At 73.8% G+C, this 23,559-nt stretch carries 21 protein-coding genes; 14 read left to right on the forward strand and 7 right to left on the reverse strand.

The genetic code is table 11. The annotated features are described in order from the left end of the window. Nucleotides 1–35 precede the first annotated feature (35 nt). Entirely contained in the window at nucleotides 36–782 is a 747-nt protein-coding gene (locus tag AB0F01_RS22080; protein WP_362098340.1) for an SLATT domain-containing protein, read from the reverse strand. Nucleotides 783–1,040: 258 nt separating this feature from the next. Between AB0F01_RS22080 and AB0F01_RS22085 the strand changes: the two genes are divergently transcribed. The 7 genes from AB0F01_RS22085 to AB0F01_RS22115 all read left to right on the forward strand — a co-directional run bounded on the left by AB0F01_RS22085 (nucleotide 1,041) and on the right by AB0F01_RS22115 (nucleotide 8,083). After that, on the forward strand, nucleotides 1,041–1,382 hold the full coding sequence (locus AB0F01_RS22085) for a YbaB/EbfC family nucleoid-associated protein (protein WP_362098342.1): 342 nt from the start codon (nucleotides 1,041–1,043) through the stop codon (nucleotides 1,380–1,382). A gap of 59 nt (nucleotides 1,383–1,441) precedes the next feature. Continuing rightward, complete coding sequence (gene recR, locus AB0F01_RS22090) at nucleotides 1,442–2,041, forward strand: recombination mediator RecR (RefSeq protein ID WP_362098345.1); 600 nt, start codon at nucleotides 1,442–1,444, stop codon at nucleotides 2,039–2,041. Next, on the forward strand, nucleotides 2,034–2,696 hold the full coding sequence (locus AB0F01_RS22095) for a DUF5063 domain-containing protein (protein ID WP_362098348.1): 663 nt from the start codon (nucleotides 2,034–2,036) through the stop codon (nucleotides 2,694–2,696). Before recR ends, AB0F01_RS22095 begins: the two co-directional genes overlap by 8 nt. Before the next feature lie 302 nt (nucleotides 2,697–2,998). Next, the gene (locus AB0F01_RS22100; protein WP_362098351.1) at nucleotides 2,999–4,276 is read left to right on the forward strand and encodes an aspartate kinase; all 1,278 of its coding nucleotides are present in this window, start codon (nucleotides 2,999–3,001) and stop codon (nucleotides 4,274–4,276) included. Beyond that, nucleotides 4,276–5,349: an aspartate-semialdehyde dehydrogenase gene (locus AB0F01_RS22105; RefSeq protein WP_362098353.1), complete on the forward strand. Its 1,074-nt coding sequence runs from the start codon at nucleotides 4,276–4,278 to the stop codon at nucleotides 5,347–5,349. The genes AB0F01_RS22100 and AB0F01_RS22105 overlap by 1 nt, the downstream gene beginning before the upstream one ends. Before the next feature lie 578 nt (nucleotides 5,350–5,927). After that, nucleotides 5,928–6,503, forward strand: coding sequence for a SigE family RNA polymerase sigma factor (locus AB0F01_RS22110; RefSeq protein WP_362098649.1), 576 nt, complete (start codon nucleotides 5,928–5,930; stop codon nucleotides 6,501–6,503). A gap of 461 nt (nucleotides 6,504–6,964) precedes the next feature. Beyond that, nucleotides 6,965–8,083 (forward strand): hypothetical protein, encoded by a 1,119-nt coding sequence (locus AB0F01_RS22115; RefSeq protein WP_362098356.1) that lies wholly within the window; start codon nucleotides 6,965–6,967, stop codon nucleotides 8,081–8,083. Nucleotides 8,084–8,169: 86 nt separating this feature from the next. On the opposite strand, the gene AB0F01_RS22120 is transcribed toward AB0F01_RS22115, so the two are convergent. Further along, nucleotides 8,170–9,108, reverse strand: coding sequence for an SURF1 family protein (locus tag AB0F01_RS22120; RefSeq protein ID WP_362098359.1), 939 nt, complete (start codon nucleotides 9,106–9,108; stop codon nucleotides 8,170–8,172). A 445-nt stretch (nucleotides 9,109–9,553) separates the two neighbouring features. Between AB0F01_RS22120 and AB0F01_RS22125 the strand changes: the two genes are divergently transcribed. Continuing rightward, nucleotides 9,554–11,398 (forward strand): prolyl oligopeptidase family serine peptidase, encoded by a 1,845-nt coding sequence (locus AB0F01_RS22125; protein ID WP_362098362.1) that lies wholly within the window; start codon nucleotides 9,554–9,556, stop codon nucleotides 11,396–11,398. A gap of 411 nt (nucleotides 11,399–11,809) precedes the next feature. On the opposite strand, the gene AB0F01_RS22130 is transcribed toward AB0F01_RS22125, so the two are convergent. Then, a complete protein-coding gene (locus AB0F01_RS22130) occupies nucleotides 11,810–13,777 on the reverse strand; it encodes an NAD-binding protein (protein ID WP_362098650.1) in 1,968 nt (655 codons plus the stop codon). A gap of 592 nt (nucleotides 13,778–14,369) precedes the next feature. Here AB0F01_RS22130 and AB0F01_RS22135 point away from each other — a divergent pair. Then, a complete protein-coding gene (locus AB0F01_RS22135; RefSeq protein ID WP_362098365.1) occupies nucleotides 14,370–15,365 on the forward strand; it encodes a permease in 996 nt (331 codons plus the stop codon). Nucleotides 15,366–15,511: 146 nt separating this feature from the next. Beyond that, nucleotides 15,512–16,381: a TIGR03943 family protein gene (locus tag AB0F01_RS22140; protein ID WP_362098653.1), complete on the forward strand. Its 870-nt coding sequence runs from the start codon at nucleotides 15,512–15,514 to the stop codon at nucleotides 16,379–16,381. Nucleotides 16,382–16,456: 75 nt separating this feature from the next. On the opposite strand, the gene AB0F01_RS22145 is transcribed toward AB0F01_RS22140, so the two are convergent. Continuing rightward, nucleotides 16,457–16,732, reverse strand: coding sequence for a twin-arginine translocase TatA/TatE family subunit (locus AB0F01_RS22145; RefSeq protein WP_362098367.1), 276 nt, complete (start codon nucleotides 16,730–16,732; stop codon nucleotides 16,457–16,459). Nucleotides 16,733–16,998: 266 nt separating this feature from the next. Between AB0F01_RS22145 and AB0F01_RS22150 the strand changes: the two genes are divergently transcribed. Further along, nucleotides 16,999–17,388 carry a BlaI/MecI/CopY family transcriptional regulator gene (locus AB0F01_RS22150; RefSeq protein ID WP_362098369.1) on the forward strand — a complete coding sequence of 130 codons (390 nt, stop codon included), beginning with the start codon at nucleotides 16,999–17,001 and terminating at the stop codon, nucleotides 17,386–17,388. A 6-nt stretch (nucleotides 17,389–17,394) separates the two neighbouring features. Beyond that, the gene (locus tag AB0F01_RS22155; RefSeq protein WP_362098372.1) at nucleotides 17,395–18,327 is read left to right on the forward strand and encodes a M56 family metallopeptidase; all 933 of its coding nucleotides are present in this window, start codon (nucleotides 17,395–17,397) and stop codon (nucleotides 18,325–18,327) included. A 245-nt stretch (nucleotides 18,328–18,572) separates the two neighbouring features. On the opposite strand, the gene AB0F01_RS22160 is transcribed toward AB0F01_RS22155, so the two are convergent. Further along, entirely contained in the window at nucleotides 18,573–18,881 is a 309-nt protein-coding gene (locus tag AB0F01_RS22160) for a zinc-ribbon domain-containing protein (RefSeq protein WP_362098375.1), read from the reverse strand. A 272-nt stretch (nucleotides 18,882–19,153) separates the two neighbouring features. On the opposite strand from AB0F01_RS22160, the gene AB0F01_RS22165 reads away from it, so the two are divergent. After that, the gene (locus AB0F01_RS22165; protein ID WP_362098378.1) at nucleotides 19,154–20,764 is read left to right on the forward strand and encodes a PH domain-containing protein; all 1,611 of its coding nucleotides are present in this window, start codon (nucleotides 19,154–19,156) and stop codon (nucleotides 20,762–20,764) included. Nucleotides 20,765–20,928: 164 nt separating this feature from the next. Here the strand turns inward: AB0F01_RS22165 and AB0F01_RS22170 are convergent, their stop codons facing one another. After that, the gene (locus tag AB0F01_RS22170) at nucleotides 20,929–21,882 is read right to left on the reverse strand and encodes an alpha/beta hydrolase (RefSeq protein WP_362098380.1); all 954 of its coding nucleotides are present in this window, start codon (nucleotides 21,880–21,882) and stop codon (nucleotides 20,929–20,931) included. Nucleotides 21,883–21,936: 54 nt separating this feature from the next. Between AB0F01_RS22170 and AB0F01_RS22175 the strand changes: the two genes are divergently transcribed. Further along, nucleotides 21,937–22,476, forward strand: coding sequence for a MarR family winged helix-turn-helix transcriptional regulator (locus tag AB0F01_RS22175; RefSeq protein WP_362098382.1), 540 nt, complete (start codon nucleotides 21,937–21,939; stop codon nucleotides 22,474–22,476). An 88-nt stretch (nucleotides 22,477–22,564) separates the two neighbouring features. On the opposite strand, the gene AB0F01_RS22180 is transcribed toward AB0F01_RS22175, so the two are convergent. Continuing rightward, nucleotides 22,565–23,494 carry a dihydrodipicolinate synthase family protein gene (locus tag AB0F01_RS22180; RefSeq protein ID WP_362098384.1) on the reverse strand — a complete coding sequence of 310 codons (930 nt, stop codon included), beginning with the start codon at nucleotides 23,492–23,494 and terminating at the stop codon, nucleotides 22,565–22,567. Nucleotides 23,495–23,559: the final 65 nt, after the last annotated feature.

A 23,559-nucleotide genomic window follows, 5' to 3' on the forward strand; every position in this document is an offset into this window, starting at 1 on the left:
CGACCGACCGTCGGCCGCGAGCCGCGGCCCGCGGCTCATCGCGGTTCGGGCGGGCGTTGCCTCGGCATGTTCGGGCGGGCGGAGCCGGGCGGGGCGGCGAACCGGCCGTGCGGGGGGACGACCGGTTCGGGGCGGCTGCCGCCCGGCATGGCCCCCTGGAGGCCCAGCGGAGCACCCCCGGTGCGGAACTCCACCATCCAGTCCGCCGTCTCCACCCGCACCAGCTCCGCGACGTCCTCGGAGAACCGCCGCAGCACCGACAGGCACCGTTCCGCCGCCTCGCTGGCCGTGCCGTCCGCCGGGCCCAGCACCTCGCGCACGCACTCCGACGCCCAGTCGAACTGGAGGACCTGCAGCCGGCGGTGCACCGCCTGGGCCGTCGCCAGGTCCCGCATCCAGCCGGAGGTCACCCCGAAGTACCGGTCCCCGGCCACGCACGCCACCGCCAGCAGCAGGGCCAGGTACCCCCAGGCGGCAACCCCGCCCAGCGCGCCCGCCAGGTCCAGCAGCGGCAGCGCCGCCCCGGTCACCGCGCCCACCGCGGCCCCGCCGCGCAGCGCCTGCCCGCACCGCCGCTTCCACACCCGGTCCGTGAGGTACCAGGCGGCCGTGTCCAGCGCCCCGCGCTCCACCCACCGGTACAACTCGTCCAGCCGGGCCGCCGGTTCGCCCCAGTCGCCGAGCGGGAACACCCGCCCGGTCAGATCATCCGGCCGCGGTGCGACCCCCTCGCCGTGCCGGTCCTGAGGCCGTCCCTCGGGCTGCATCTCCGGCTGACCCACCCGGTACTCCCTACTGACCGTGACTGATCCGCGACCTGCCGGACCCTTCCTACCGCCCAATGGGTGGCCCGGTGGCGGGTTCGGCGCCTTTTCCGCCCGATGGAGGGCCGTGATCAGGTATAGGCGCTCGGCGCGGCTCACTCGAAAGAGTGCTGGGGCGACGGCTGCCCCGACCACGTAGGCTCGTGCCGAACGGCAAGAACGCCCGGACGGCACGTCGAACCCGACGGCCCGACGCACCTACCAAGGAGCTGAATCGTGATCCCCGGTGGTGGCCAGCCCAACATGCAGCAGCTGCTGCAGCAGGCCCAGAAGATGCAGCAGGACCTGGCCAAGGCCCAGGAGGAACTGGCGCGCACGGAGGTCGAGGGCCAGGCGGGCGGCGGGCTGGTGCAGGCCACCGTCACCGGCTCCGGCGAACTGCGCGCCCTGCGGATCGACCCGAAGGCGGTGGACCCCGAGGACACCGAGACCCTGGCCGACCTGATCCTCGCGGCCGTCCACGCGGCCAACGAGAACGCCCAGAACCTGCAGCAGCAGAAGCTGGGCCCGCTGGCCCAGGGACTGGGCGGCGGCGGCATCCCCGGACTGCCCTTCTAAGACAGCCCGCGGACCTCTACGGTACCTAGTGACGTGACCTCAGGAAGGACGGCAGTCCGTTGTACGAAGGCGTGGTTCAGGACCTCATCGACGAACTGGGCAGGCTGCCCGGCGTCGGTCCCAAGAGCGCCCAGCGGATCGCCTTCCACATCCTCCAGGCCGAGCCGACCGACGTCCGCCGTCTCGCCCACGCGCTGATGGAGGTCAAGACGAAGGTCCGGTTCTGCGCCACCTGCGGCAACGTGGCGCAGGAGGACCTCTGCGGCATCTGCCGCGACACCCGCCGCGACCCCGCGGTGATCTGCGTGGTGGAGGAGCCCAAGGACGTCGTGGCCATCGAGCGCACCCGCGAGTTCCGGGGGCGCTACCACGTGCTGGGCGGCGCGATCAGTCCGATCGACGGGGTGGGTCCGGACGACCTGCGGATCAGGGAACTCCTGGCGCGGCTGGCCGACGGCACGGTCACCGAGCTGATCCTCGCCACGGACCCCAACCTGGAGGGCGAGGCCACGGCGACGTACCTCGCCCGGATGATCAAGCCCATGGGCCTGAAGGTCACCCGCCTGGCCAGCGGCCTCCCGGTGGGCGGAGACCTGGAATACGCGGACGAGGTCACCCTCGGACGCGCCTTCGAGGGGAGACGACTCCTAGATGTCTGATGCCACGCTCCACGTCACCGACCAGGACCCCGACGACTTCGCGGTGCAGATCGCGGACCAGATCGAGAGCTTCCTGGTCGCCGTCACCGAGGTCGCGAAGGGCGACGAGCCGGACTCGGCGGTGCCCTTCCTGCTGCTGCAGGTCTCCCAGCTGATGCTGGCCGGCGGCCGGCTCGGCGCGCACGAGGACATCGTCCCCGACGAGCGCTACGAGCCGGACCCGGGCCCGGAGCCGGACGTGGACGAGCTGCGCGAGAACCTCGCGCGGCTGCTGGAGCCCATCGACGTCTACTCCGAGGTCTTCGACCCCTACGAGCCCCGCACGGCGCCGGTGCCCGCCCGGATCTCCGACGATCTCACCGACGTCGTCACCGACCTGCGCCACGGCATGGTCCACTACCGGGCCGGCCGCACCACCGAGGCCCTGTGGTGGTGGCAGTTCTCCTACTTCTCCAACTGGGGCTCCACGGCGTCCGCCACCCTGCGCGCCCTGCAGTCGGTGGTCGCCCACGTCCGCCTCAACCAGCCGCTCGCCGCGCTCGACGGCCTCGACACCGACCAGGGCATGGGCGACGAGACCCTGGAGTTCGAGGCGGGCAAGGTGATGGCGGAGGAGATCGCCGCCCCCCTGGGCCTGCGCTCACCCGTCACCTAGGCGTGCCGGGACGGCACACCCGGGCCCCGCGGCCGGCCGGGCACGGTCCCGGCCGGCCGCGGAGGACGAACGTTGTCGGGTGACCTTCCGGACGGTCACGAATCCGCGCACGCATGTGACGCGGGTCGCTTTTCCGAGTGCTCGGCGCCGGGCTGGGCATGAGCCCCTGCGCAGGCGTCCCGGAGGTCTCACCATGCGATATCGCCGAGGGGATTTTCGGACGCTCGATAGAATGAGCCCGCCACGCATCACACACATGTGTGTACATCGTGGGACAACAACGGACTGAGCGAGGAGCGCACGTGGGCCTTGTCGTGCAGAAGTACGGAGGCTCCTCCGTAGCCGATGCCGAAGGCATCAAGCGCGTCGCCAAGAGGGTCGTGGAAGCCAAGCAGAACGGCCACCAGGTGGTCGTCGTGGTTTCCGCGATGGGCGACACGACGGACGAGTTGATCGATCTCGCCGAGCAGGTATCCCCCCTTCCTGCCGGGCGCGAGCTCGACATGCTGCTGACCGCCGGAGAGCGGATCTCCATGGCCCTGCTGGCCATGGCGATCAAGAACCTGGGCCACAACGCCCAGAGCTTCACCGGCAGCCAGGCAGGTGTCATCACCGACTCCGTCCACAACAAAGCCCGCATCATCGATGTCACGCCGGGCCGCATCCAGGCCTCGGTGGACGAGGGCAACATCGCCATCGTCGCCGGGTTCCAGGGCGTCAGCCAGCAGGGCAAGAACATCACCACGCTCGGCCGGGGCGGCTCCGACACCACCGCCGTCGCGCTGGCCGCGGCGCTCGACGCCGAGGTGTGCGAGATCTACACCGACGTGGACGGCGTGTTCACCGCCGACCCGCGCGTGGTGACCAAGGCCAAGAAGATCGACTGGATCTCGTTCGAGGACATGCTCGAACTGGCGGCCTCCGGTTCCAAGGTGCTGCTCCACCGCTGCGTGGAGTACGCCCGCCGGTACAACATCCCGATCCACGTCCGCTCGTCGTTCAGCGGCCTGCAGGGCACGTGGGTCAGCAGCGAGCCGATCAAGCAAGGGGACAAGCAGGTGGAGCAGGCTCTCATCTCCGGTGTCGCGCACGACACCTCCGAGGCCAAGGTCACGGTCGTCGGTGTGCCGGACAAGCCGGGCGAGGCGGCCTCGATCTTCCGCACGATCGCCGACGCCGAGATCAACATCGACATGGTCGTGCAGAACGTGTCCGCCGCGTCCACGGGCCTGACGGACATCTCCTTCACGCTCCCCGAGAGCGAGGGCCACAAGGCCATCGAAGCCCTGGAGCGCAACAAGGGCGCCATCGGCTTCGAGTCCCTGCGCTACGACGACCAGATCGGCAAGATCTCCCTGGTCGGCGCGGGCATGAAGACCAACCCGGGCGTCACGGCCGACTTCTTCACCGCGCTCAGCGACGCCGGGGTGAACATCGAGCTGATCTCGACCTCCGAGATCCGCATCTCGGTCGTCACCCGCAAGGACGACGTGGACGAGGCCGTGCGCGCCGTGCACTCCGCCTTCGGGCTGGACTCCGACAGCGACGAGGCCGTCGTCTACGGAGGCACCGGCCGCTGATGGCCGCCACCACAGGGTCCGGCCGCTCCGGGCGGCCGACACTGGCCGTCGTCGGAGCCACCGGCGCCGTCGGCACGGTCCTGCTCCAGATCCTGTCCCAACGGGCGGACGTCTGGGGCGAGATCCGACTGATCGCCTCCCCGCGCTCGGCCGGCCGCAAGCTGGCCGTGCGCGGCGAGGAGGTCGAGGTCGTCGCGCTCACCGAGGAGGCCTTCGACGGCGTCGACATCGCCCTGTTCGACGTCCCCGACGAGGTGTCCGCAGCGTGGGCGCCGCTCGCCGTCGCCCGGGGCGCGGTGGTGATCGACAACTCCGGCGCCTTCCGCATGGACCCGGAGGTGCCGCTGGTCGTCCCCGAGGTCAACCCGCACGCCGCCAGGATGCGGCCGCGCGGCATCATCGCCAACCCCAACTGCACCACCCTGTCGATGATCGTCGCGCTGGGCGCGCTGCACGCCGAGTTCGGACTGCGGGAACTGGTCGCCTCCTCCTACCAGGCGGTCTCCGGCGCCGGGCACGCGGGCGTGCGGACGCTGCGCGAGCAGCTGTCCCTGGTCGCCGGCACGGAACTGGGCACCCACCCGGGCGACCTCCGCCGCGCCGTCGGGGACCACACCGGTCCGTTCCCCGAACCGGTCGCGCTGAACGTCGTGCCGTGGGCCGGCTCGCTGCGGGAGGACGGCTGGTCGTCGGAGGAGATGAAGGTCCGCGACGAGTCCCGCAAGATCCTCGGCCTGCCCCGGCTGCCGGTCGCCGTGACCTGCGTCCGGGTCCCCGTCGTCACCACGCACTCCCTGACCGTGCACGCCCGCTTCGAGGACGAGGTCACCGTGGACCGGGCCCGCGAGATCCTCGCGACCGCCCCCGGTGTGGTGCTCTTCGACAACCCGGCCGCCGGCGAGTTCCCCACACCGGCGGACGTCGTCGGCACCGACCCGACGTGGGTCGGCCGGGTCCGCCGCGCCCTGGACGATCCCACCGCCCTCGAACTGTTCGTCTGCGGCGACAACCTGCGCAAGGGCGCCGCGCTCAACACCGCCCAGATCGCCGAACTGGTCGCGGCCGAGAGCTGACGGGACGGGAAACCCCCCGAGGGTCCGGAAGGTTCCGTTCGTGGGATATGTCCCGGACGAGCGGCTCGGGTCGATGATCCGGAGCACTTGAACCGGCCGGTCCGGGAGCCGAGGATGGAACCCAGGATTCACCTCCCCGCCCGCCGCAACCGTGCGGCGGGCGGGGAGCGTCTTTGCGGTCACCCTTTCCGGTGCGTGAGGGCGGGGTCCTGCAGACGTGGGGACGTCTGGAACCGGGCGGTGGGGACGCCCGTTCATATGGCACACAGGGGAAGAGCGGGACGCATGAGGTCATGGAGTGCGTGGTCGGACGCGTGGAGTCGCGCCAGCGGAGCCGAGGCGGTGACGCCCGGGGCGCGATCCGCCGTGCGGGCCACCACACCGCCCGCCGGACCACGTCCCGCCACGGCCGCCGGCGCAAACGTGATGCCCGGCGCGTACAACCCTCCCGGGGGGACGCGTGTCCAACTGGCGTGGCTGAGGTACTCGACTTCACAGCGGCGCGCGGTACGGCGGCACTCCGTCCCCGTTCCCCCCGCCAGGCTCTCCGACCGCGCATGGCCGGTGTGCCCGGTGGCATGCCGGTGATCGCGCCGATGCCCGCAGCGCGGCCGGTCCGCATACCCGATCAGCGCGACGGCACCGACGACGCCGTCGCGGCCGGTACCACCGTCGACCATCTCACCGAGACCTACCGCGCCCACTACCGTTCCCTGCTGGGCCTCGCCGCGCTCCTCCTCGACGACACCGCCTCCTGCGAGGACGTAGTCCAGGAGGCGTTCATCCGCGTCCACTCGGCCCGCAAACGCGTCCGCGACCCCGAGAAGACCCTGGCCTACCTGCGTCAGACCGTGGTCAACCTTTCCCGCTCGGCGCTGCGCCGCCGCATCCTCGGACTGAAGCTGCTGTCCAAGCCGATGCCCGACATGGCCAGCGCGGAGGAGGGCGCCTACGACCAGCTCGAACGCGACTCCCTCATCCAGGCGATGAAGGGCTTGCAGCGCCGCCAGCGCGAGGTACTGGTGCTGCGCTACTTCGCCGACATGACGGAGGCCCAGGTCGCCGAATCGCTCGGCATATCGCTGGGCTCCGTGAAGGCCTACGGCTCGCGCGGCATCGCGGCGCTGCGGGTGGCCATGGAGGCCCCGGCATGAGCAACGGTTCGGGGACGCACGACGACCGCCCGAGCGGCGTCGACGGGGCGGCGCCGACGGAGGGCGCCGCCCACGCGGGGCGGTCCGGCGGGACGGAGGGGTCCGCCTCTACCCAGGGGACCCCCCGGCAGGAGGCCGCGGACGTGACGGACGCCGAGCCTTCGGGGTCTGCTGAGCCTTCGGGGTCTGCTGAGCCCGCACGGTCTGCCGAGGCATCACGGACTGCTGGGTCCGCACCGTCCGGCGAGCCCTTCGAGCCTGCGTCGGACCCCGCGGCCGACCTCGCGTCCGACTCCGGGACCGACCTCGCGTCCGACCTCGCGTCCGACCCCTCCGAAGCGGCGGGGGCCACCACCGGGGCCACGGCCCCGGCACCCGCGGACCGCACCGACCCTGCCGATGCCACGGACCCCGCGGACCACCCCACAGCGGAGGAGTCGTCGCCACCGGGCGAGGCGGCCGTGCCGCTGCGTGCACCGGCCGGGCCGGACGGTCAGGATCCGACACCTCCGCACGCCAGGAACGGAACGCTGCACCACCTCGCCGCCTCCGCCGCCCCCGCGAGCCAGGGCACCGAGGGCCTCGACCCGGAGGAACGCGCCCTGCGCGCCCTGCTGCACCAGGCGGTGCGCGAGGTGCAACCGAGCGACGGCACGCTGGACCACCTGCGCCGGGCCGTTCCGGCCCGCCGGGCGCGCAAACGTCAGGCACTGGTCGGGGTTGCCGCCGCCGCCCTGTTCGTCGGCACCGCCGTCCCTGCCGTCGTGCACGTCTCCAGCTCCTCGGGGTCCGGTGCCAACCCCTCCGCCGTCGGCCACGCCTCGCAGGCGCAGGGCGGCACCAGCCAGGGCAGGGGCCCGGACAGCGACGCGAGCACCGCGGGAAGCTCCTCCGACGAGGTCCCGGGAACCGGCGGGGGCGGCGTGCGGGGCGAGGACGAGGACGCCGGTGACAGCACCGGCGCCGGTGCCACGGAAGGGGCCGGACCCTCGTCCAGCGCCGACGCGGGCGCGCCCGCGTGCAGCGCCGACCAGCTCGGTCCGGCCGTGGCGAGCACCGCGGCCCCCGACTCCTCGGGCGCCGTCTACGGCTCGTTCCGGGTCACCAACGTCTCGGGCGACACCTGCACGGTCGGCGCTCCCGGCACCATCCGCGTCACCACGCAGGGCGCGGCCGACCCGGCCAAGGTGGGCACGATGCGGCACGCGGCCGGAGATGCCGCGGCCGGCCTGCCCGACCCGTCGCTGGAGGCCGCTTCGGGGCTGGTGCTCAAGCCGGGCGCGGCCTACGAGGTGAAGTTCGCCTGGGTGCCGAGCGAGACCTGCCCGACGACCGGCGGAGGTACCGGTGGGACCGGTGAGCCCGCACCCGACCCGACGCCCACCGGCGGTACGAGCACCACGGGAGCCGCCACGGGCGACGGCGACACGACCGCCCAGACGCTGCGGGCGGACGGCACCGTCGAGGGAAGCGTGACGGTGACCTACACGGCGGCGACCGGGACCGGCGAGGCGGGCGCGACGGTGCCCAATGCCTGCGCGGGCACCGTCTACTGGACGGGCGTGCTGACGGCCTCGTAGGGGGCTGGTGAGGGCCCGACGGGTCGGGGCGTCACTCCGGGGAGGTCCGTGCCTCACACCCGGGAGGTCCAGGAGGGGCTGGGCCCTCAGACCCCGGACGGGCTGGGCCGCCCGGGGTCCTGCTCCCGTTCCCGCACCTGGTCCGCGTCCTGGTCCCCGTCCCGGCCCTCGGTCCCGCTTCCCGTCGCGCTGCCGGGCGTGCCGCCGGTTTCGACCCCCACCCCGGCCCCGGCCCCGGCCCCGGCCCCGGTCCCGCTTCCGTTCTCGTCGGGCAGGAGGCCCAGCTCCGCGTCCCGGGCGGACTCCGCCTCCCGGCGCAGCAGGCGGAACCACATGAAGATCACGAAGCCCACGAAGGCGAACCATTCGGCGGTGTAGCCGAGGTTCTGGAACGCCTTGAGGTCCAGCCCGGTACCGCTCGGCGCGGTCGCCGGCACCGCCTTCATCCCGGAGTCCCCGCGGTTGAGCGTGATCCAGGCGTCGTACACGTCGTGCGGCACCAGGTTCACCAGGGAAGCCGCACTGATCGCGCCCGTCCGGCCCTCGGGCAGGCCGACGAGCGTGGGGACGCCGTTGCTGCCGGGCGTCTCGGACGCCTGGAGCGCGCCGGTCACGGTGACCTCGCCGGACGGCGGCGCGGGCACCGCGGCCGGGTCGGGCGACCCGGGCAGCCATCCCCGCACGACGGGCAGGACCTTGCCGGAGTCGGTGCGCAGCAGCGTCAGCACGTAGGTGCCGGTCCTGCCGTCCAGGTCCCGTTCGGGCACGAGCAACTGCTCGGCGTACCGCCCGCTCGCGGTGGCCTGTCTGCCGGAGGTCGCCTTGGTCACCGGCAGCAGGTCGTCCAACGGTTCGGCGGCCTCGCGCTGTGCGGAATCGGCCTGCTGCCGGGCGCCCTCATGGCTCTCCACCCGGTCCTCGAACCGGCCCAGCTGCCACGAGCCCATGTAGATGCAGAAGGGGATGGAGAGCAGCACGAAGACGTTGATCCCCCACCATCGGGGCGTCAGCAGAAACCGGTACACGCCCCCAACGGTACGGGGCTCGCGGCCCGTCCCCGTGCGCGGGGTGGACGACCGCCGCACCCGGTCGCGGGCCGGAGGAGGGCCGGGCGGCAGGGGGACGGGACTGGCCGGGCGGCAGGGGGACGGGCCGGGCGGCACGCGGGCACGGAGCCCGGCGCGGGTCCCGTCACTCAGCCCTCACCCAGCCCTCACTCAGCCCCTTCTCCCGTCACCCACCCCTGTCTCCCGTACCGCTCGGCGAGGTGCTCGCGGCCCGCCGGGGGCTCGTAGCGGTCCGTCGGAGATCGGTCATGCCGGGCAGTCTGCACCCCGCCACTGACAACGGCCTTCGGGAACGGTCCCCGCCGGGTCGTCCGGGGACATCCGGTGAACGTTCCGGTCGAGGTTTTCCACAGGCTGGGGACCTCGGGAGCACGATGGCCGCCAGGACGGGCAGTATGGATCCATGACTGAGAGCAACGGGTCCGACGTGCCGAATCGCGCGGACCAGACCGAGCGTGTGCAACAGGGCGAGGACATGCCTGCCTGGGAGAAGCGCTTCCGGGCGCCCCGCGTGTCCCTCCCCGACTGGGCGGAGGACGCACCCGACCGCTCCCTGTTCGTGTCCAACGCGACGGGGACGTACGAGCTGTATGCCTGGGACCGGGCGACCGGTGAGCAACGACAGGTGACCCATCGGCCCAACGGCACCACGGACGGCGTGCTCTCGCCGGACGGTGAGTGGATCTGGTGGTTCGACGACAAGGACGGCGACGAGTTCGGTGTCTGGCGCCGTCAGCGCTTCGAGGGCGGCGAGGACGAGCTCGCCACGCCGGGCCTCGACCCCTCCTACCCCGCGGGACTCGCCCTGGGCCGGGACGGCCGCACGGCGGTCGTCGGCCGCTCCACGGACGAGGACGGCACCACCCTCCACCTGGTGCGCACCGGGGAGCAGCCGGTGGAGATCTACCGCCACCGCGAGTCGGCGGGCGTCGGCGACCTCTCCCACGACGGTTCGCTGATCGCCGTGGAGCACACCGAGCACGGCGACGCGATGCACTCCGCGCTCCGCGTGGTGCGGCCCGACGGCAGCACGGTCGCGGAGCTCGACGACACCGAGGGCGGCACCCGCGAGCTGGGCCTCGACGTGCTGGGCTTCGCCCCCGTCGCCGGCGACACCCGGCTGCTGATCGGCCACCAGCGCCGTGGCCGGTGGGAGCCCCTGGTGTGGGACGTGGCGACGGGGGAGCAGAGCGACCTCGCGCTGGACCTCCCCGGCGACGTGAGCGCCGAGTGGTACCCGGACGGCTCGGGCCTGCTCATCGCGCACGGCTTCGAGGCGCGCGGCGAGCTGTTCCGCTACGACCTCACCGAAGGCCGGCTGGAGAAGATCCCCACCCCGCGCGGCGCGGTCTCGGGCGCCACGGTCCGGCCCGACGGCAGCGTGGAGTACCTGTGGTCGTCGGCGGCCGAACCGCCGGTCGTCCGGTCCACGACGGGCGGGGTCGTGCTGGACCCGCCGGGCATGAAGTCGCCCGGTTCGGTGCCGGTGGAGGACGTGTGGGTGGAGGGCCCGGGAGGCCGCATCCACGCGCTGGTGCAGCGGCCCGCGGGGGCCACCGGTCCGCTCCCCACCGTCTTCGACATCCACGGCGGCCCGACCTGGCACGACAGCGACTCCTTCGCGGCCGGCCCGGCCGCCTGGATCGACCACGGCTACGCGGTGGTCCGGGTCAACTACCGCGGCTCGACCGGCTACGGGCGCGCCTGGACCGACGCGTTGAAGCACCGGGTGGGGCTGATCGAGCTGGAGGACATCGCCGCGGTGCGCGAGTGGGCGATCACCTCGGGCCTGGCGGACCCGGCCCGGCTGATCCTCACCGGCGGCTCCTGGGGCGGCTACCTCACCCTGCTCGGCCTGGGCACCCAGCCCGACGCCTGGGCGCTGGGCATCGCGGCGGTCCCGGTCGCGGACTACGTCACGGCGTACCACGACGAGATGGAGGCGCTGAAGGCGATGGACCGCACGTTGTTCGGCGGCACCCCCGAGGAGGTCCCGGACCGCTTCGAGGTGTCCTCGCCGATCACGTACGTCGACGAGGTCAAGGCCCCCGTCTACATCTCCGCCGGGGTCAACGACCCGCGTTGTCCCATCCGCCAGATCGAGAACTACGTCAAGCGGCTGGAGGCCCGCGGGGCCGTCCACGAGGTCTACCGCTACGACGCGGGGCACGGCTCCCTGGTGGTGGACGAGCGGATCAAGCAGGTCCGGCTGGAGCTGGACTTCGCGGAACGCCACATCGGCCGCTGAGGGGGAAGCGGAGCCGGGGGAGGGGGAGGGCCGGGGAAGCGCGAGCCCGGCACGGGCCGGCTGTCCCCGCCCTTCTCGCCGCCCCCGGCCGACTGCCCCCGGCCGACGGTCCCGGGCCGACCATCCCGGCCGGAACGCGTCCCGGCCGGGGCGTCCCGGGCGCGCGGGGGCCACTCCCGGGCAGGGTCACTCCCGGCGGCCGGGCCGGCGCCGGTCTCGGCGACCTGCCGGGAGGGGCGTCGGCCCGGCGACCTCGCGCGGGATGACGTCGGTGGGGGCGGTCCCGGCGTTCTCGCGAGGTCCGCATCGATCCCAGCGCCGTCGCGGGGCGGGCGTCGGTCTCGGCGCCGTCGTGGCACGGGCGTCGGCCCCGGCGGCCTGTCGGGGAGCCCTGATGCGGTCTCGGCGGTCTCAGCGTCCGCCCGGGGTGCCCCGCCGCTCCCGGCCCCGGCGTCCGAGCAGTTCGGCGAGGCCCCGCCGGGTGGCCGCCAGGACGACCCGGTCCTCGCGCCGGAGCACATACGTGTCGGGCAGGTCCCACACCAGCCCCGAATCCCGGACGGCGGGTGTTCCCGAGTGCTGTCCGGGGCCCGCTCCCGTCACGCCTCCCGTGCCGGGTCCGGTCCCGGCGGCGCCTCCGGTGGACGCCGTGTCCAGGGCCAGCACCCGCCACGCGCCGGCCCGGAACGCCTCGCCGACCGTCTTCCCCTCCAACTGCGGGTGCCCGCCCACCTCGATCGCCGCGAAGAGCAGCACCCGCCGCTCCACCGGGATCGCGCCCAGGATCTGCCGGCCCATCATCGCCCCCGCGAACGCGGGCGCCGCCAGGTGGGACACGCTGCGACTGCGCGTCACGGCATCGGGGTGCGCGGCTCGCAGCGTGCGGTACACGGCCTGGGCGAAGTCGTCGTCGTACAGCCGCAGGACCGTCCGCAGGTCGGACCGCAGCGAGCGCGCGTACAGGGTGGCCTCCAGGTTGGTGGTGTCCACACTGGTCAGCGCGAGCAGGGCGTCCGCCCGGTGGATCTTCGCGGCCTCCAGTACCCCCTCCTCGGTGACGTCCCCGAGCACCACCGGCACCCTGAGCCGCCGCGCCGTCGCCATGCCCCGCGCCTCGGGGTCCGCCTCCACGCACACCACCGGGATGTGCAGTTCGCGCAGCCGGGTCAGCACCCGGGTGCCGATCTTGCCGAGCCCGAGCAGGACCACGTGCCCGCTCAGCCCGCGGGGAGGCTTCCGCAGGGAGGAGGCGCTGCGGAACAGTCCCAGCGCTTCCAGGACGGCGGCCAGCAGCACCGGCAGCAGCAGCAACCCGACCAGCCCGGACAGCAATTGCAGTATCTGGCGGCCCATGGCCGCGTTGTGGGCGGGCTCGTTGATGGCGAAGAGGTCGAGCAGGGTGACGTAGGTGGCGTGCAGCGCGTTGTCCCCGGTCACCAGGGTCAGGGCCACGGCGAGGGCGACGGTGGCCGCGACGAGACCGGCGAGCGACCAGCGCAGCCGCCGGGAGAACAGCGAGGCGAAGGGCGGCACCCGCGCCCGTACCGGCGGCAGCGGCGGACCGGAGTACGAGACCTGCTCCAGCACCACGGTGCCGCGTCCCGTGGCCGCCGACACCGCGTCGCCGTCGGGCAGGAGCTGGGGCCCCCGCTCGCCGCTGTCCTCCGAACCCTCCGCCCCGGCCGGGTCGTTGCTGGTGGCGGAGAGCAACGCCAGGGTGCACAGCCCCGGATCGGCCACCTCGCCCGCGGCCGGCGGCTGCCGTTCCACCGCGCGCAGGAGCAGGCCGTCGGCGTCTACGACCTTGCTGGTGCCGACGAGCGCGGTGGCGACCAGCGCCGGTGCGGTGGTGTCGGCGTCGGAAAGCACGGTGGTGGAGTGGTCGTCGAGCCGGCCCGGGCGTCCGTGCGGCCGGTCACCGAGCGCCAGCTCGGCGGCCTGGTCGAGGAGTTCCTCGATGTGCCGACCGAGCCGCCGGTTGTAGAGGCGCAGCACGAGCCGCAGTCGCGGATTGAGGCGGCGGGCGGTGAGGGCGGCCCGGATGTTGGTCTCGTCGTCGTCGTACACCAGGGCCAGCGCGGCGGCCCGGTCCACGCCGACTCCCGCCAGCACGCTCTCGGTGGGTTCGGCGGCCTCCACCTCGCGAGCGTGGGATCCGGTGTCGGAGCCGCCCACGGTACCGGCGCCGCCGCCCCGGTTGACGGTCGCGTTCACCACCCGGTCGAGCAGGGCCGCGGAGGCCGCGCGCGCCCGCCCGACGACCGGTTGCCTGGCCTGCGTCTCGGACGGCGGGACGACGAGGACGACCTGCTCGCCGTACACGCCCCGCAGTTCGGCGGCGAGGCGGTGGGCCAGCCCGTCGTCGCCGCAGACCACCATGTGCCCTGAGGGGTCGCCCGACAGGGCCTGATTCGGAAGGCTCACCACAGGGGATGAGACTGCCTCATTGCGACGGCCGGTTCCAGACATGATCACGCCGGGTTCGCCGGTGCCCACCTGAACGGGACGGCCCCGCGTCGCGTACCCCAGGGAGAAGCGGGTGCGGTGCCCGCGGTCCGGTGCACGCGCGCGCACCGGAACCCGGCCCGGCGCCCGGTTTCGTGTCCGTTCCGTCCGCCTGTCCAACTGCTCAGCCGTACGTCCATCACAACCGGCGTGCACCGGAGGTACCCGGCCCGTGGCCCTCACCGAGTCAGCATCGCGGGACTCCGACGAGTCCCGCGACGCGGGATCCCCGGCGCCCGTGGAGCGCCAGGGGACTGCGGACGGTCCGGCTCCCGCGATCTCCTCTTCCGCGATCTCCTCTTCCGAGATGCCCTCGACGGTCTCCTCGAGGTCCGCCCCGTCCCTCTCCGAGAGGGAGCCCGGCGAACCCGACCGCGGCGGGCGGGCACCAGTCGCCGGCCACGGCGGGCGTCCACCACTCGCCGACCCCGGTGGGCGGACGCCCGACGCGGGTCACGGCGGGCGGGTGCGCGGCGTCGACCACGGCCCGCGGGCGCCCGACGTCGACGAGTCCCGCCACCTCAACGCCCCGCTCCTGCTCACCCTGTCCCTGCTGACGGCCCTGCTGTTCCAGGACGCGATCCGCGGTGCGCTGGCCGCCCCGGTGATGCAGAGCTGGATGACGGTGTTCGTGGCCGTGATGCTCCAGGCGTTGCCCTTCCTGGTCCTGGGCGTCCTGCTGTCCGCGGCGATCGCGGTGTTCGTCCCGCCGTCCTTCTTCGCCCGCGCCCTGCCCGGGCGCCCCGCGCTGGCGGTGCCGGTAGCGGGTGCCGCGGGCGCGGTGCTGCCCGGCTGCGAGTGCGCGTCCGTACCGGTGGCGGGCGCGCTGGTGCGCAGGGGAGTGGCACCCGCGGCGGCCCTGGCGTTCCTGCTGTCCGCGCCGGCGATCAACCCGATCGTCCTGACGGCGACCGCGGTCGCCTTCCCCGGCAACCCGGAGATGGTCCTGGCCCGGTTCGTGGCGAGCCTGTTCGTCGCGTGCGCGATGGGCTGGCTGTGGCACCGTCTCGGCCGCGCCGACTGGCTGCGCCCGCCCGCCCGTTCGGCCTTCGAAGGGCTCGGCAGGGGCGCGGCCTTCTGGGGTTCGGTGCGGCACGACGTGATGCACGCGGGCGGGTTCCTGGTCATCGGCGCGATGGCGGCGGCCACCCTGAAGGCCGTGGTGCCCGCCGAGTGGCTGAGGGCGGCGGCCGACGACCCGGTGCTGTCGGTGCTGGCACTCGCCGCGCTGGCCGTCCTGTTGTCGATCTGCTCGGAGGCGGACGCGTTCGTGGCGGCGTCGCTGACCCAGTTCTCGCTGACGGCCCGGCTGACCTTCCTGGTCGTCGGTCCGATGATCGACCTCAAGCTGTTCGCCATGCAGGCGGGCACCTTCGGCCGGGCCTTCGCGCTGCGTTTCGCGCCGGCGACCTTCGCCCTCGCGGTGCTCGCCTCGGTCCTGACGGGAGCGGTGCTGCTGTGACGGACCGGAACCTCCGGCGGACCACGGGCCCGGCCCGGACCACAGACTCCTCCCGGAGCGCCGCCACGCCCCGGAGCGCCGCCACCTCCCGGCGCACCGCCACCTCCCGGAGCCTCACCGACCTCAACAGCCATGCGCAGGCGGCCCTGTTGTTCCTGCTCGGTGCGACCGTGCTGCACGCGGGTCTGACCGACCTGCACCTGCGCTACGTCAAGGCGGGTCTGCGCCCGCTGCTCCTGCTGGCCGGCGCCGTACTGATCGCGACGGCGGCGGCCACCCTGCTGTACGAGCGCCGCCGCACCCGGCCGGGCAGTCGTCCGACGGTCCCGGAAGGGGACCCGGAGCGCGGGCACCGTGGCCCCCGTGAGCCCGGAACCCGGGACACGGAGGCGGAGCCCGGGGAGGCACCGGGCCGTGACCTGTACGGCGGCCCCGACACCGGCCCTGAGACCGGCCCTGACACCGGCTCTGATGTTGGCCCCGGCACGGGCGCGGGGGGTCACCACCGCGAACCCCGTGTCTTCTGGCTGCTGGCGCTCCCGCTCGTCGCCCTGATCCTGGTCGCCCCGCCCGCCCTCGGTTCGTACACCGCCGCGCACACCGGCACCGCCCTGCAGAAGCCCTTCGGCTTCCCGGAGGTCCCGGAGGGCCGGGGGCCGCTCCGGCTCAGCGTGGGCGAGTACGCGGCCCGCGCGGTCTACGACGACGGCCGTCACCTGCGCGACCGCCCGCTGCGGATCACCGGTTTCGTGACCCTGGGCCGCGACGGCGCTCCCCACCTGGTCCGCATGACCCTCAACTGCTGCGCCGCCGACGCCCAGCCGGTCAAGATCGCGCTCACCGGGAACGTCCCGCCGGTGCTCCGCCCGGACAGCTGGCTGGAGATCACCGGCACCTACACGCCCCGCCGGACCAAGGACCCCGTCAACGACGGCCCGGTCCCGTACGTGGAGGTCACCGCCTCCCGCCCGGTGCAGCCGCCGGCCGACCCGTACGACGACGCCTGGAACGGCTGATCCGGCCCGCGAGCAGCGGTGTGCCGGAGCCCCCGGCGGTCGCCGGCGCGGGGGAGACGGCGGGAGGGCCGGGCCTCAGGCCCGCTGCCCGCCGCTCTCGCCGCCGCCGGTGGTGTCCCGCACGACCGCCTCGCCCCGGATGACCCTGGGCGCCGGGGCTTCCCCGCCCCCGTCGCCCTTCCCGTCGCCGGCGGCCTTCTCGGCGTTCTCCGCCTCCTTGATGGCGCGGGCCTCGGCCTTGAGGATGCGGGCCGACTTGCCGGCGGAACGGGCCAGGTCCGGCAGCTTCTTGGCGGCCAGGACGGCGATGACGACGATGAGGATGATCGCGAGCTCGCTCAGTCCGAACATGGGGTCCGTTCCTCTCGTGGGCCGGCACCGGACGGCTGCCGGTGCGGCTGCCGGTGCGTGGGCGGGTGCGGGTGCGGCGTCGGGTCGTTTGCGCGGGAGCGGCGGGGGTGCCACGGGGGGTTCTTCGGGGTGTCGCGGGGTGCTGCGAGTGCCGCGGGTGCAGCGGGGACCCGTAGAATCTACAGCAATGTAGATAATTTGACGGCGTCCGCTCATCTATACGATGTCCGCCGGGAGAACGGTGAACGGCGGAAGGGAGACAGGCCGTGTCGGAGCACGGGCAGCGTCCCCGGCGGCGGGGGCAGGGCGAACTGGAGTCGCTGGTGCTGTCGGCCCTGCGGGAGGCGGAGGGCCCGGCGACGGCCGGCCGGGTGCAGCAACGACTCGGTGAGGACCTCGCGTACACCACCGTCATCACGATCCTGACCAGGCTGCTGGCGAAGGGCGCGGTCACCCGGGAGCGGGCGGGCCGGTCGTTCGTCTGGACGCCCGCCTCGGACCACGCCGGGCTCGCCGCGCACAAGATGCGCAAGGTGCTGGACGCCGAGAGCGACCGGGAGGCCGTGCTGGCCAGTTTCGTCACCGGACTCGCCCCGGACGACGAACGGCTGCTGCGCGAACTGCTGGACCAGCCGCGGAGCGACGGGGAAGACTGAAACCTCATGGGGGTGTTCGTCTTCCTGCCGCTCGTGCTGCCCTTGACCGCGTGGCCGATCGCGCGCCTCGCGGCACAGCATCTGCATCCGCGCACCGCGACCCGCATGCTGACCGGCGTCGCGGCGGTGATGGCGGTGTGCAGCACCGTCTGCCTGGCGCTGGTGATGGTCGTCGGCACGGCGCAGCTGCCCGGCAACCCGCTGCCCGACGGCTGGTCGGACCCGGAGGTGCGGGCGGCGGTCCCCTACGACGAGGTGGTGGGGAAAGCGGCCATTCCTGCCCTGTGCGCCGTGCTGGTGGCCTGCACGCAGACCCTCTGGCGGCACGGCCGCACCCGCCGTCGGGCCCACCGCGCGCTGGCCGGGCTGCCGGACACCGAGGTGGTGGTGCTCCCCGACGGCTCCCCGTACGCGTACGCGCTGCCGGGCACCGGGCGGCGCCGCGGCCGGGTGGTGGTCACCACCGAGCTGCTGGAGCGGCTGACGTCGGCCGAGCGCCGTGCCCTGTTCGCGCACGAGCGGGCCCATCTGTCCGACGGTCACCACCGGCTGCTGCTGGCCGTGCGGCTGGCCGCCCGGGCGAACCCGTTCCTGCGCCCCTTGCAGACCGCGGTGTCCTACACGACGGAACGCTGGGCCGACGAGGTGGCGGCGCAGCGCGTCGGCAGCCGCCGCACCGTCGCCACCGCCATCGGCAAGGCGGCCCTCGCCTCCCGGTCCGGTTCCCCGCTCCCGGCCTTCGCCGCGCCCGGCCCGGTGCCCCGCCGGGTCGCGGCCCTGCTGGCTCCGCCCCCGGCCCCGGCCCGCTGGCCGGCGGTGTTCACCTCCGCGGGTCTGGCCACCTGGGGAGCCGCCGCCGGGACCGCGCTGTCGGCGATGTCCTCCGCCAACGCGGCCCTGATCCTCATCTCCCTGCTCCGCGCGGCGACCCCGTTGTGATCGGACGGCGGTGGCTGACCTTGTCGTGATCGGGCACGGGTGACCCGGTAGCGCCGACTCCGCCGACTCCACCGAGTCCGCTCGCCCGCGGCCCGCGGCCCGCAACCCCCGGCCCACGGCCTTTAGCGCTCGACCCACGTCCCTCAGCGTTCGCCCCGCGCCTCTCGACCCTGTCCCCTGTCGCCCTGTCGATCCTCAGCGCCCGGCCCCGGCATGCCGGCTCGCTGGAACGCCGGCCAGCGCTGTCAGCCCTGGTAACCCTGCTGCTGCGGCTGCCCGTACCCCTGCCCGCCCGGGCCGCCCGGTCCACCCCGGCCGTCGTGCGCCTGTGCCTGGAGCTGCTCGGCCTGTTCGCCGCTCACCCGCTGCTCGGCCCCGCAGAACGTGCACTGGGTCGCGTACTTCGTCGAGACGGGGAACAGCGGCACGAAGAACAGGGTGAACTTCGTGACCCGCTTCCTGAGCGTGTGCGCGGAGGGGTTGCCGCACTGCCCGCACACCAGTGTCAGTATCGCGAGCTGGTACAGGTACCCCTTGGTGCCGAAAATGATCATGGAACCGCTCCTTCGCTCGCCCTTGCGCGTACCCCGATGCTGCCACTGCCACCGCTGTGGATCCCGTGAAGTCGACCGAGCAACCACCCGGACCGCCCGCAGGGCACGAGCCCCCGGTCCGGACCGCCCGCAGGGCACAAGCCCCCGGTCGCCGGCCTTCTCCGTCCGTTTCTCCGTCCGTCCCCCATGCCCGCGGTCGGCAAGTGCGGGGCCGGAACACTGCCGTACCGCACCCCGGCGCCGGTCGGCAGGCTCCTGACACTATGCGGTGCATGAGCGAGCCGCGGGAAGTGATCTGCCGTCCCCGCTGGGCGGGTGCGCTGTGGTTCCTGGCCGCGCTGGGCGCGGCCGGGACGGTGGCGGGCGTGGTCCTCGCGGTGGCCGGCGGCACGGCCACGGTGCCGTGGCTGGTCGCCGCCCTGCTCTGCGCGGCGGGGGGCGTCTCGGCGGTGCACCGGGCCACCGGGCAGGTCCGTGCCGACGCCCGGGGCCTGTACGTCGGCAGTCTGCTGCGCGGCCGGACCGTCCCGTGGAGCGAAGTGGCCGACCTGCGGGTCCGCCTGAAGTACGCCAGGGACCCCCGCACGCAGGACGTGCGCCGCACCGTCCTGGTCCACCGGAACGGCCGCACCCGGGTGCTCCCGTTGCCCATCGGGCTGTCGGAGCAGGACCCGTACTTCGACGACACCCTGGACGCCCTCCGCGCTCTGCGCCGCCGTTACGGCCCGCCCGGTCCGGACCACCTGCCCGTCGTCACCTACCGCACCGCGGGCCGCGGCTGGGTCGGCTCCCTCGTCCTGTGCGTCCTGCTGCTCGCGGGGGCCGCAGTGGCGGTGTGGGCCGTGCCGCAGGCCCAGTCGCACCACCGGGACCGGCAGTCGGCCGCCCCCTGCCCGGCCGCCGCGGACACGCCCCGGGACGGCGACGACTGCCTGCACACGCTGACCTCCGTGATCGAGCGCACCGACCCCAACCGCCCGAAGAAGGGCAGCTACCTCTACTTCGCCGACGACCGGCCGGCGGACCGGGTCCAGGTGTCGGAGACGGCCGCCGAGGAGTTCCGGGCCGGGGACCGGGTCGAAGTGACGCTGTGGCGCGGCACGGTGATGAAGGTCGCCGGCGAGCGCCACGTGTGGCAGAGCCATGTGACCGGCGGCGGTGACGTCGCGGTTCTCGCGAGCGCCCTCGCCCTCGCCGCGGGCTACCCCGCCGCCCGGATCGTCCTCCGCCTGCGCGCCCGGCACCGTCCCGACGACGAGGTGCTCCCGTCGGCCACCCCGTTCGTCGTCGCCCTGCTGGTGACGGGCGTGTGGCTGCTCCCGCTCAGCTACGTCCGCACCATGGCGATGATCACCACCCCGGCCGCGCTCGCCTGGGCCGGTGCGGGCGGCCTCATCTCCCTGGCCCTCCTCACCTGGGCTTGGCGAGCCACCCGGGCCCGCACGCCGGGAGCCCCCGTGACGCCGGACGCGGACCGGGAGGAGTTCCTCCAAGCCCGCTTCCTGGAGGCCACCGACTACAACCCCCACCACTTCGGCACCCACGTCGTCATCGGCGGCGGAGAACCCCCGGCCGTCACTCCGCACCCCGGCCCCGGCCGCTTCGCGGCGCGCCCCATCCCGGTCCACCGCCTCACCGTGAAGACCGTCCGCAGGGCGCGCGGCGGTGACGGCGAGACGGTGCCCAAGAACTGGCACGTCGCGGAACTCGACGACGCCGGCACCCCCGTCCACCTGACGGCGGCCCCCGCTGACCTGCCCCGCATCCTCCGCCACCTGACCCCGGCCGAGGCCTCGGCGGCGACCCCGCCCGACGGCCACGCTGCCCCGGCTGCGACCGCCGCCGGCCCCGACGCTGCGGGCGAGGCCCCGCGCCGGACGTAGGCCTGTCGTCCGGTTCACGCCGCGGACGCGGGGGCCGGGCACGCGCTCCTACGGCATCGCGTCCGTACGCCGAGGCGGCGGTGGCCCTGGTCCTCCCGCCTGCCTCCCGGTCGCGGCCCCGCCGTCCTGGGGAACCCAGGGAATCCCGGGAACCCAGAAAAACCTCAGGAATCCGCGGACTCGGAGCACTCCGAGCACTCCGAGGACTCCGAGGACTCCGAGGACTCCGAGGACTCCGCGGGATCCAGGGGATTCATGGGGCCCAAGGCGTCCAAGGAGTCCAAGGAGTCCAAGGAGTCCAAGGAGTTCAGGAACGCCGTCAACGCGGCGTTGAATCCCTGCGGATCCTCCATGTTGGGGTAGTGGCCGCCGCCGACCGTCGTGACACGGCCTCCGGGGACCCCGTTCACCAGGCGCTCGGCCATCCGCAGGTGATCCGGCGAGTCCGCCTCGCCGTTGACCGCGACAACCGGGACGCGGATGTCCTGGGCGCGCTCCCAGGTGTTCCGGACCGGAACGAGGTGGTTCGGCTCGTCTGCGGTGTGCTTGGAGAGGGTCCGCAGCGCCATGTCGCGCAGCCGGCGGATCACGTCCGGATCGACGTCGCCGGCTGCCCGCCGGGGCCCCACGGCGAACCGAGCGAAGGCGGCGAGCCACCCCTCGACGTCACCGGCGGCCAGTGCCCGTTGCTGCGCGGCGAACGCGTCGAGGGTCCACGGATCCTCGAACACCGGCTCGCTGGTGCCCACGCCGCTCACTACCACCGCCCGGACCACCTCCGGGTGCTCCAGCACGGTGTCGACGGCGATCCCGCCGCCCATGGACAGTCCGACGAGGATCGCGGGCGCGGCGTCCAGATGACGCAGCAGCGCGGCGAGATCGTCGGCGGACCGGAACGGCCGTGTCGCGTTGGCGGACGCGCCGTGCCCGCGTGCGTCGGGCGCGATCACCCGGTAGTCGCGGGCGAACACGGGGATCTGGGGGTCCCACATGGTGTGGTCGACGAAGCCGCCGTGCAGGAAGACCAGAGGCGGTCCGCTGCCCTGTTCGACGTAGGCGAGCGGGCCGTCGGCCGACCGGAAGGACAGCGTCGCGGATGTGTCCGTGGATTCCGACATGACAACCAAGGTGTCATGTCGCCCAAGCTATGACAACCAAGGTGTCATCCTGGGATGGTGACGACACCCGACAGTCCCTCCCCGTCCGGCACCGGGCCGGCCCCCGTACCGCCTTCCGCCCCCTTGCCGCCGGACCAGCTGGCCGGGCGGCTGACCGAGGTGTTCGACCTGGTGGGCCCGCTGTACCGGCGGGTGCACCGCAAGGTGGAACTGACCGCACCGCTGGAGGGGCTGTCGGTGGGGGTGCGGGCGGTGCTCGACCTGCTGTACAAGCACGGCCCGATGACGGTGCCCCAGCTGGGGCGCGCCCAGGACCTGAGCCGGCAGTTCGTGCAGCGCATGGTCAACGACGCGGCGGTACAGGGCCTCGTGGACACGGCGCCCAACCCCGCCCACCGCAGGTCCCGGCTGATCCGGCTCACCGCGACCGGCACGGCCGCCATCGAGGCGGTGCACGCCCGGGAACACGCCGCGCTCCGCGGGGTGGGCGGCGACCTCACCGCCGAGGACGTCGACGCCTGCCTGCGCGTCCTCGCCCGGATGCTCGCCCTTTTCGACGACGTCGACGTCAACCGGGAAGCCCCGCCCGCGTAGATTCCGGCGGACCTGCGGCGCAGAGTACGCGGGGCGCCGCGGGCGAGGAGAGGACTCGTTCCCCGGGTCGGCACGGGGGTCTCGCGGTTCAGGCTGCCGCGGCGCCGTGAGCGGTGCCCTGCATGCGGACGGCGGCCAGGTCCACTGCTCGCCGGACCGACTCGGCGGAGGCTGCCAGCAGGGGCAGCCGGACGGCGGGGCTGGGAATGCGGCCCTGGGCGTGCAGTACCCCCTTGATCACGGTGGGGTTCGGCTCGGCGAAGAGCGCGGCGGACATCCGGGCCAGCTCGGCCCCCAGCCGGCGCGCCGGCCCGGCGGCGTCGCGCCGCCACAGTGCGATCAGCTCGGCGTAGTCGGCGGTGCGGACGTTGGCCGACGCCAGGATGCCGCCGTCGGCACCGGCCGCGAGCAACGGGGAGATGACGGCGTCGTCACCGCCGAGCACCGCGAAGCCGGGGGTCGGCGAGCCGAGCAGTTCCATCGCCGCCGCGTCGATCGCACCGGTCGCGTACTTGACCCCGACGACCTGCGGCAGGCGCCTGAGGGCGTTCATCAGGCCGGTACCGATCGGCTGACCCGTCCGGTACGGGATGTCGTAGACCACCAGCGGCAGCCCTCCGTGCTCGGCGAGCGCCGTGAAGTGCGCCAAAGTCCCCGCCTCGCCGGGCCGGGTGTAGGGCGGCGCGGGCACCAGCGCCGCGGTGACGTCGCCCCGCCCGGCCAGCTCCCGCACCGTGGCCAGCGCGGAAGCGGTGTCGTTCGTTCCGACCCCGACGATCAGCGGAGCCCGGTGCGCCCGGCAGGCCGCCGCGCAGATGCGGACCACGGTCTGCCGCTCCTCGGCGGTCAGCGTCGCCGCCTCCGCCGTGGTGCCCAGGGCGACGAGGCCGCGAGCCCCGCCGGCCGTCAGCGCCTCGTCGGCGAGGCGGGCCAGGGCGTCCGGAGCGAGACGCAAGTCGTCGGTGAACGGAGTGACCAGGGGGACGAACAGACCGCTGAGGCTCACATCGGGCTTCATGCCTCCACCTTGACCGAGCCCACCCGGTAGATCCAGTTCACGTTTCTTCCCCCTTCCGTAAGCTG

This window comes from Streptomyces sp. NPDC029526, from assembly GCF_040637405.1.
Classification (GTDB): Bacteria; Actinomycetota; Actinomycetes; order Streptomycetales; family Streptomycetaceae; genus Streptomyces.

Excerpts from the sequence above, each read along its gene's own strand:
- AB0F01_RS22165 (WP_362098378.1), top strand. The coding sequence starts at position 19,154 with ATGAGCGAGCCGCGGGAAGTGATCTGCCGTCCCCGCTGGGCGGGTGCG.
- AB0F01_RS22175 (WP_362098382.1), top strand. The coding sequence starts at position 21,937 with ATGGTGACGACACCCGACAGTCCCTCCCCGTCCGGCACCGGGCCGGCC.
- AB0F01_RS22160 (WP_362098375.1), bottom strand. The coding sequence starts at position 18,881 with ATGATCATTTTCGGCACCAAGGGGTACCTGTACCAGCTCGCGATACTG.
- AB0F01_RS22170 (WP_362098380.1), bottom strand. The coding sequence starts at position 21,882 with ATGTCGGAATCCACGGACACATCCGCGACGCTGTCCTTCCGGTCGGCC.
- AB0F01_RS22105 (WP_362098353.1), top strand. The coding sequence starts at position 4,276 with ATGGCCGCCACCACAGGGTCCGGCCGCTCCGGGCGGCCGACACTGGCC.
- AB0F01_RS22155 (WP_362098372.1), top strand. The coding sequence starts at position 17,395 with ATGGGGGTGTTCGTCTTCCTGCCGCTCGTGCTGCCCTTGACCGCGTGG.
- AB0F01_RS22110 (WP_362098649.1), top strand. The coding sequence starts at position 5,928 with ATGCCGGTGATCGCGCCGATGCCCGCAGCGCGGCCGGTCCGCATACCC.
- AB0F01_RS22130 (WP_362098650.1), bottom strand. The coding sequence starts at position 13,777 with ATGGTGGTCTGCGGCGACGACGGGCTGGCCCACCGCCTCGCCGCCGAA.
- AB0F01_RS22180 (WP_362098384.1), bottom strand. The coding sequence starts at position 23,494 with ATGAAGCCCGATGTGAGCCTCAGCGGTCTGTTCGTCCCCCTGGTCACT.
- AB0F01_RS22145 (WP_362098367.1), bottom strand. The coding sequence starts at position 16,732 with ATGTTCGGACTGAGCGAGCTCGCGATCATCCTCATCGTCGTCATCGCC.
- AB0F01_RS22095 (WP_362098348.1), top strand. The coding sequence starts at position 2,034 with ATGTCTGATGCCACGCTCCACGTCACCGACCAGGACCCCGACGACTTC.
- AB0F01_RS22125 (WP_362098362.1), top strand. The coding sequence starts at position 9,554 with ATGACTGAGAGCAACGGGTCCGACGTGCCGAATCGCGCGGACCAGACC.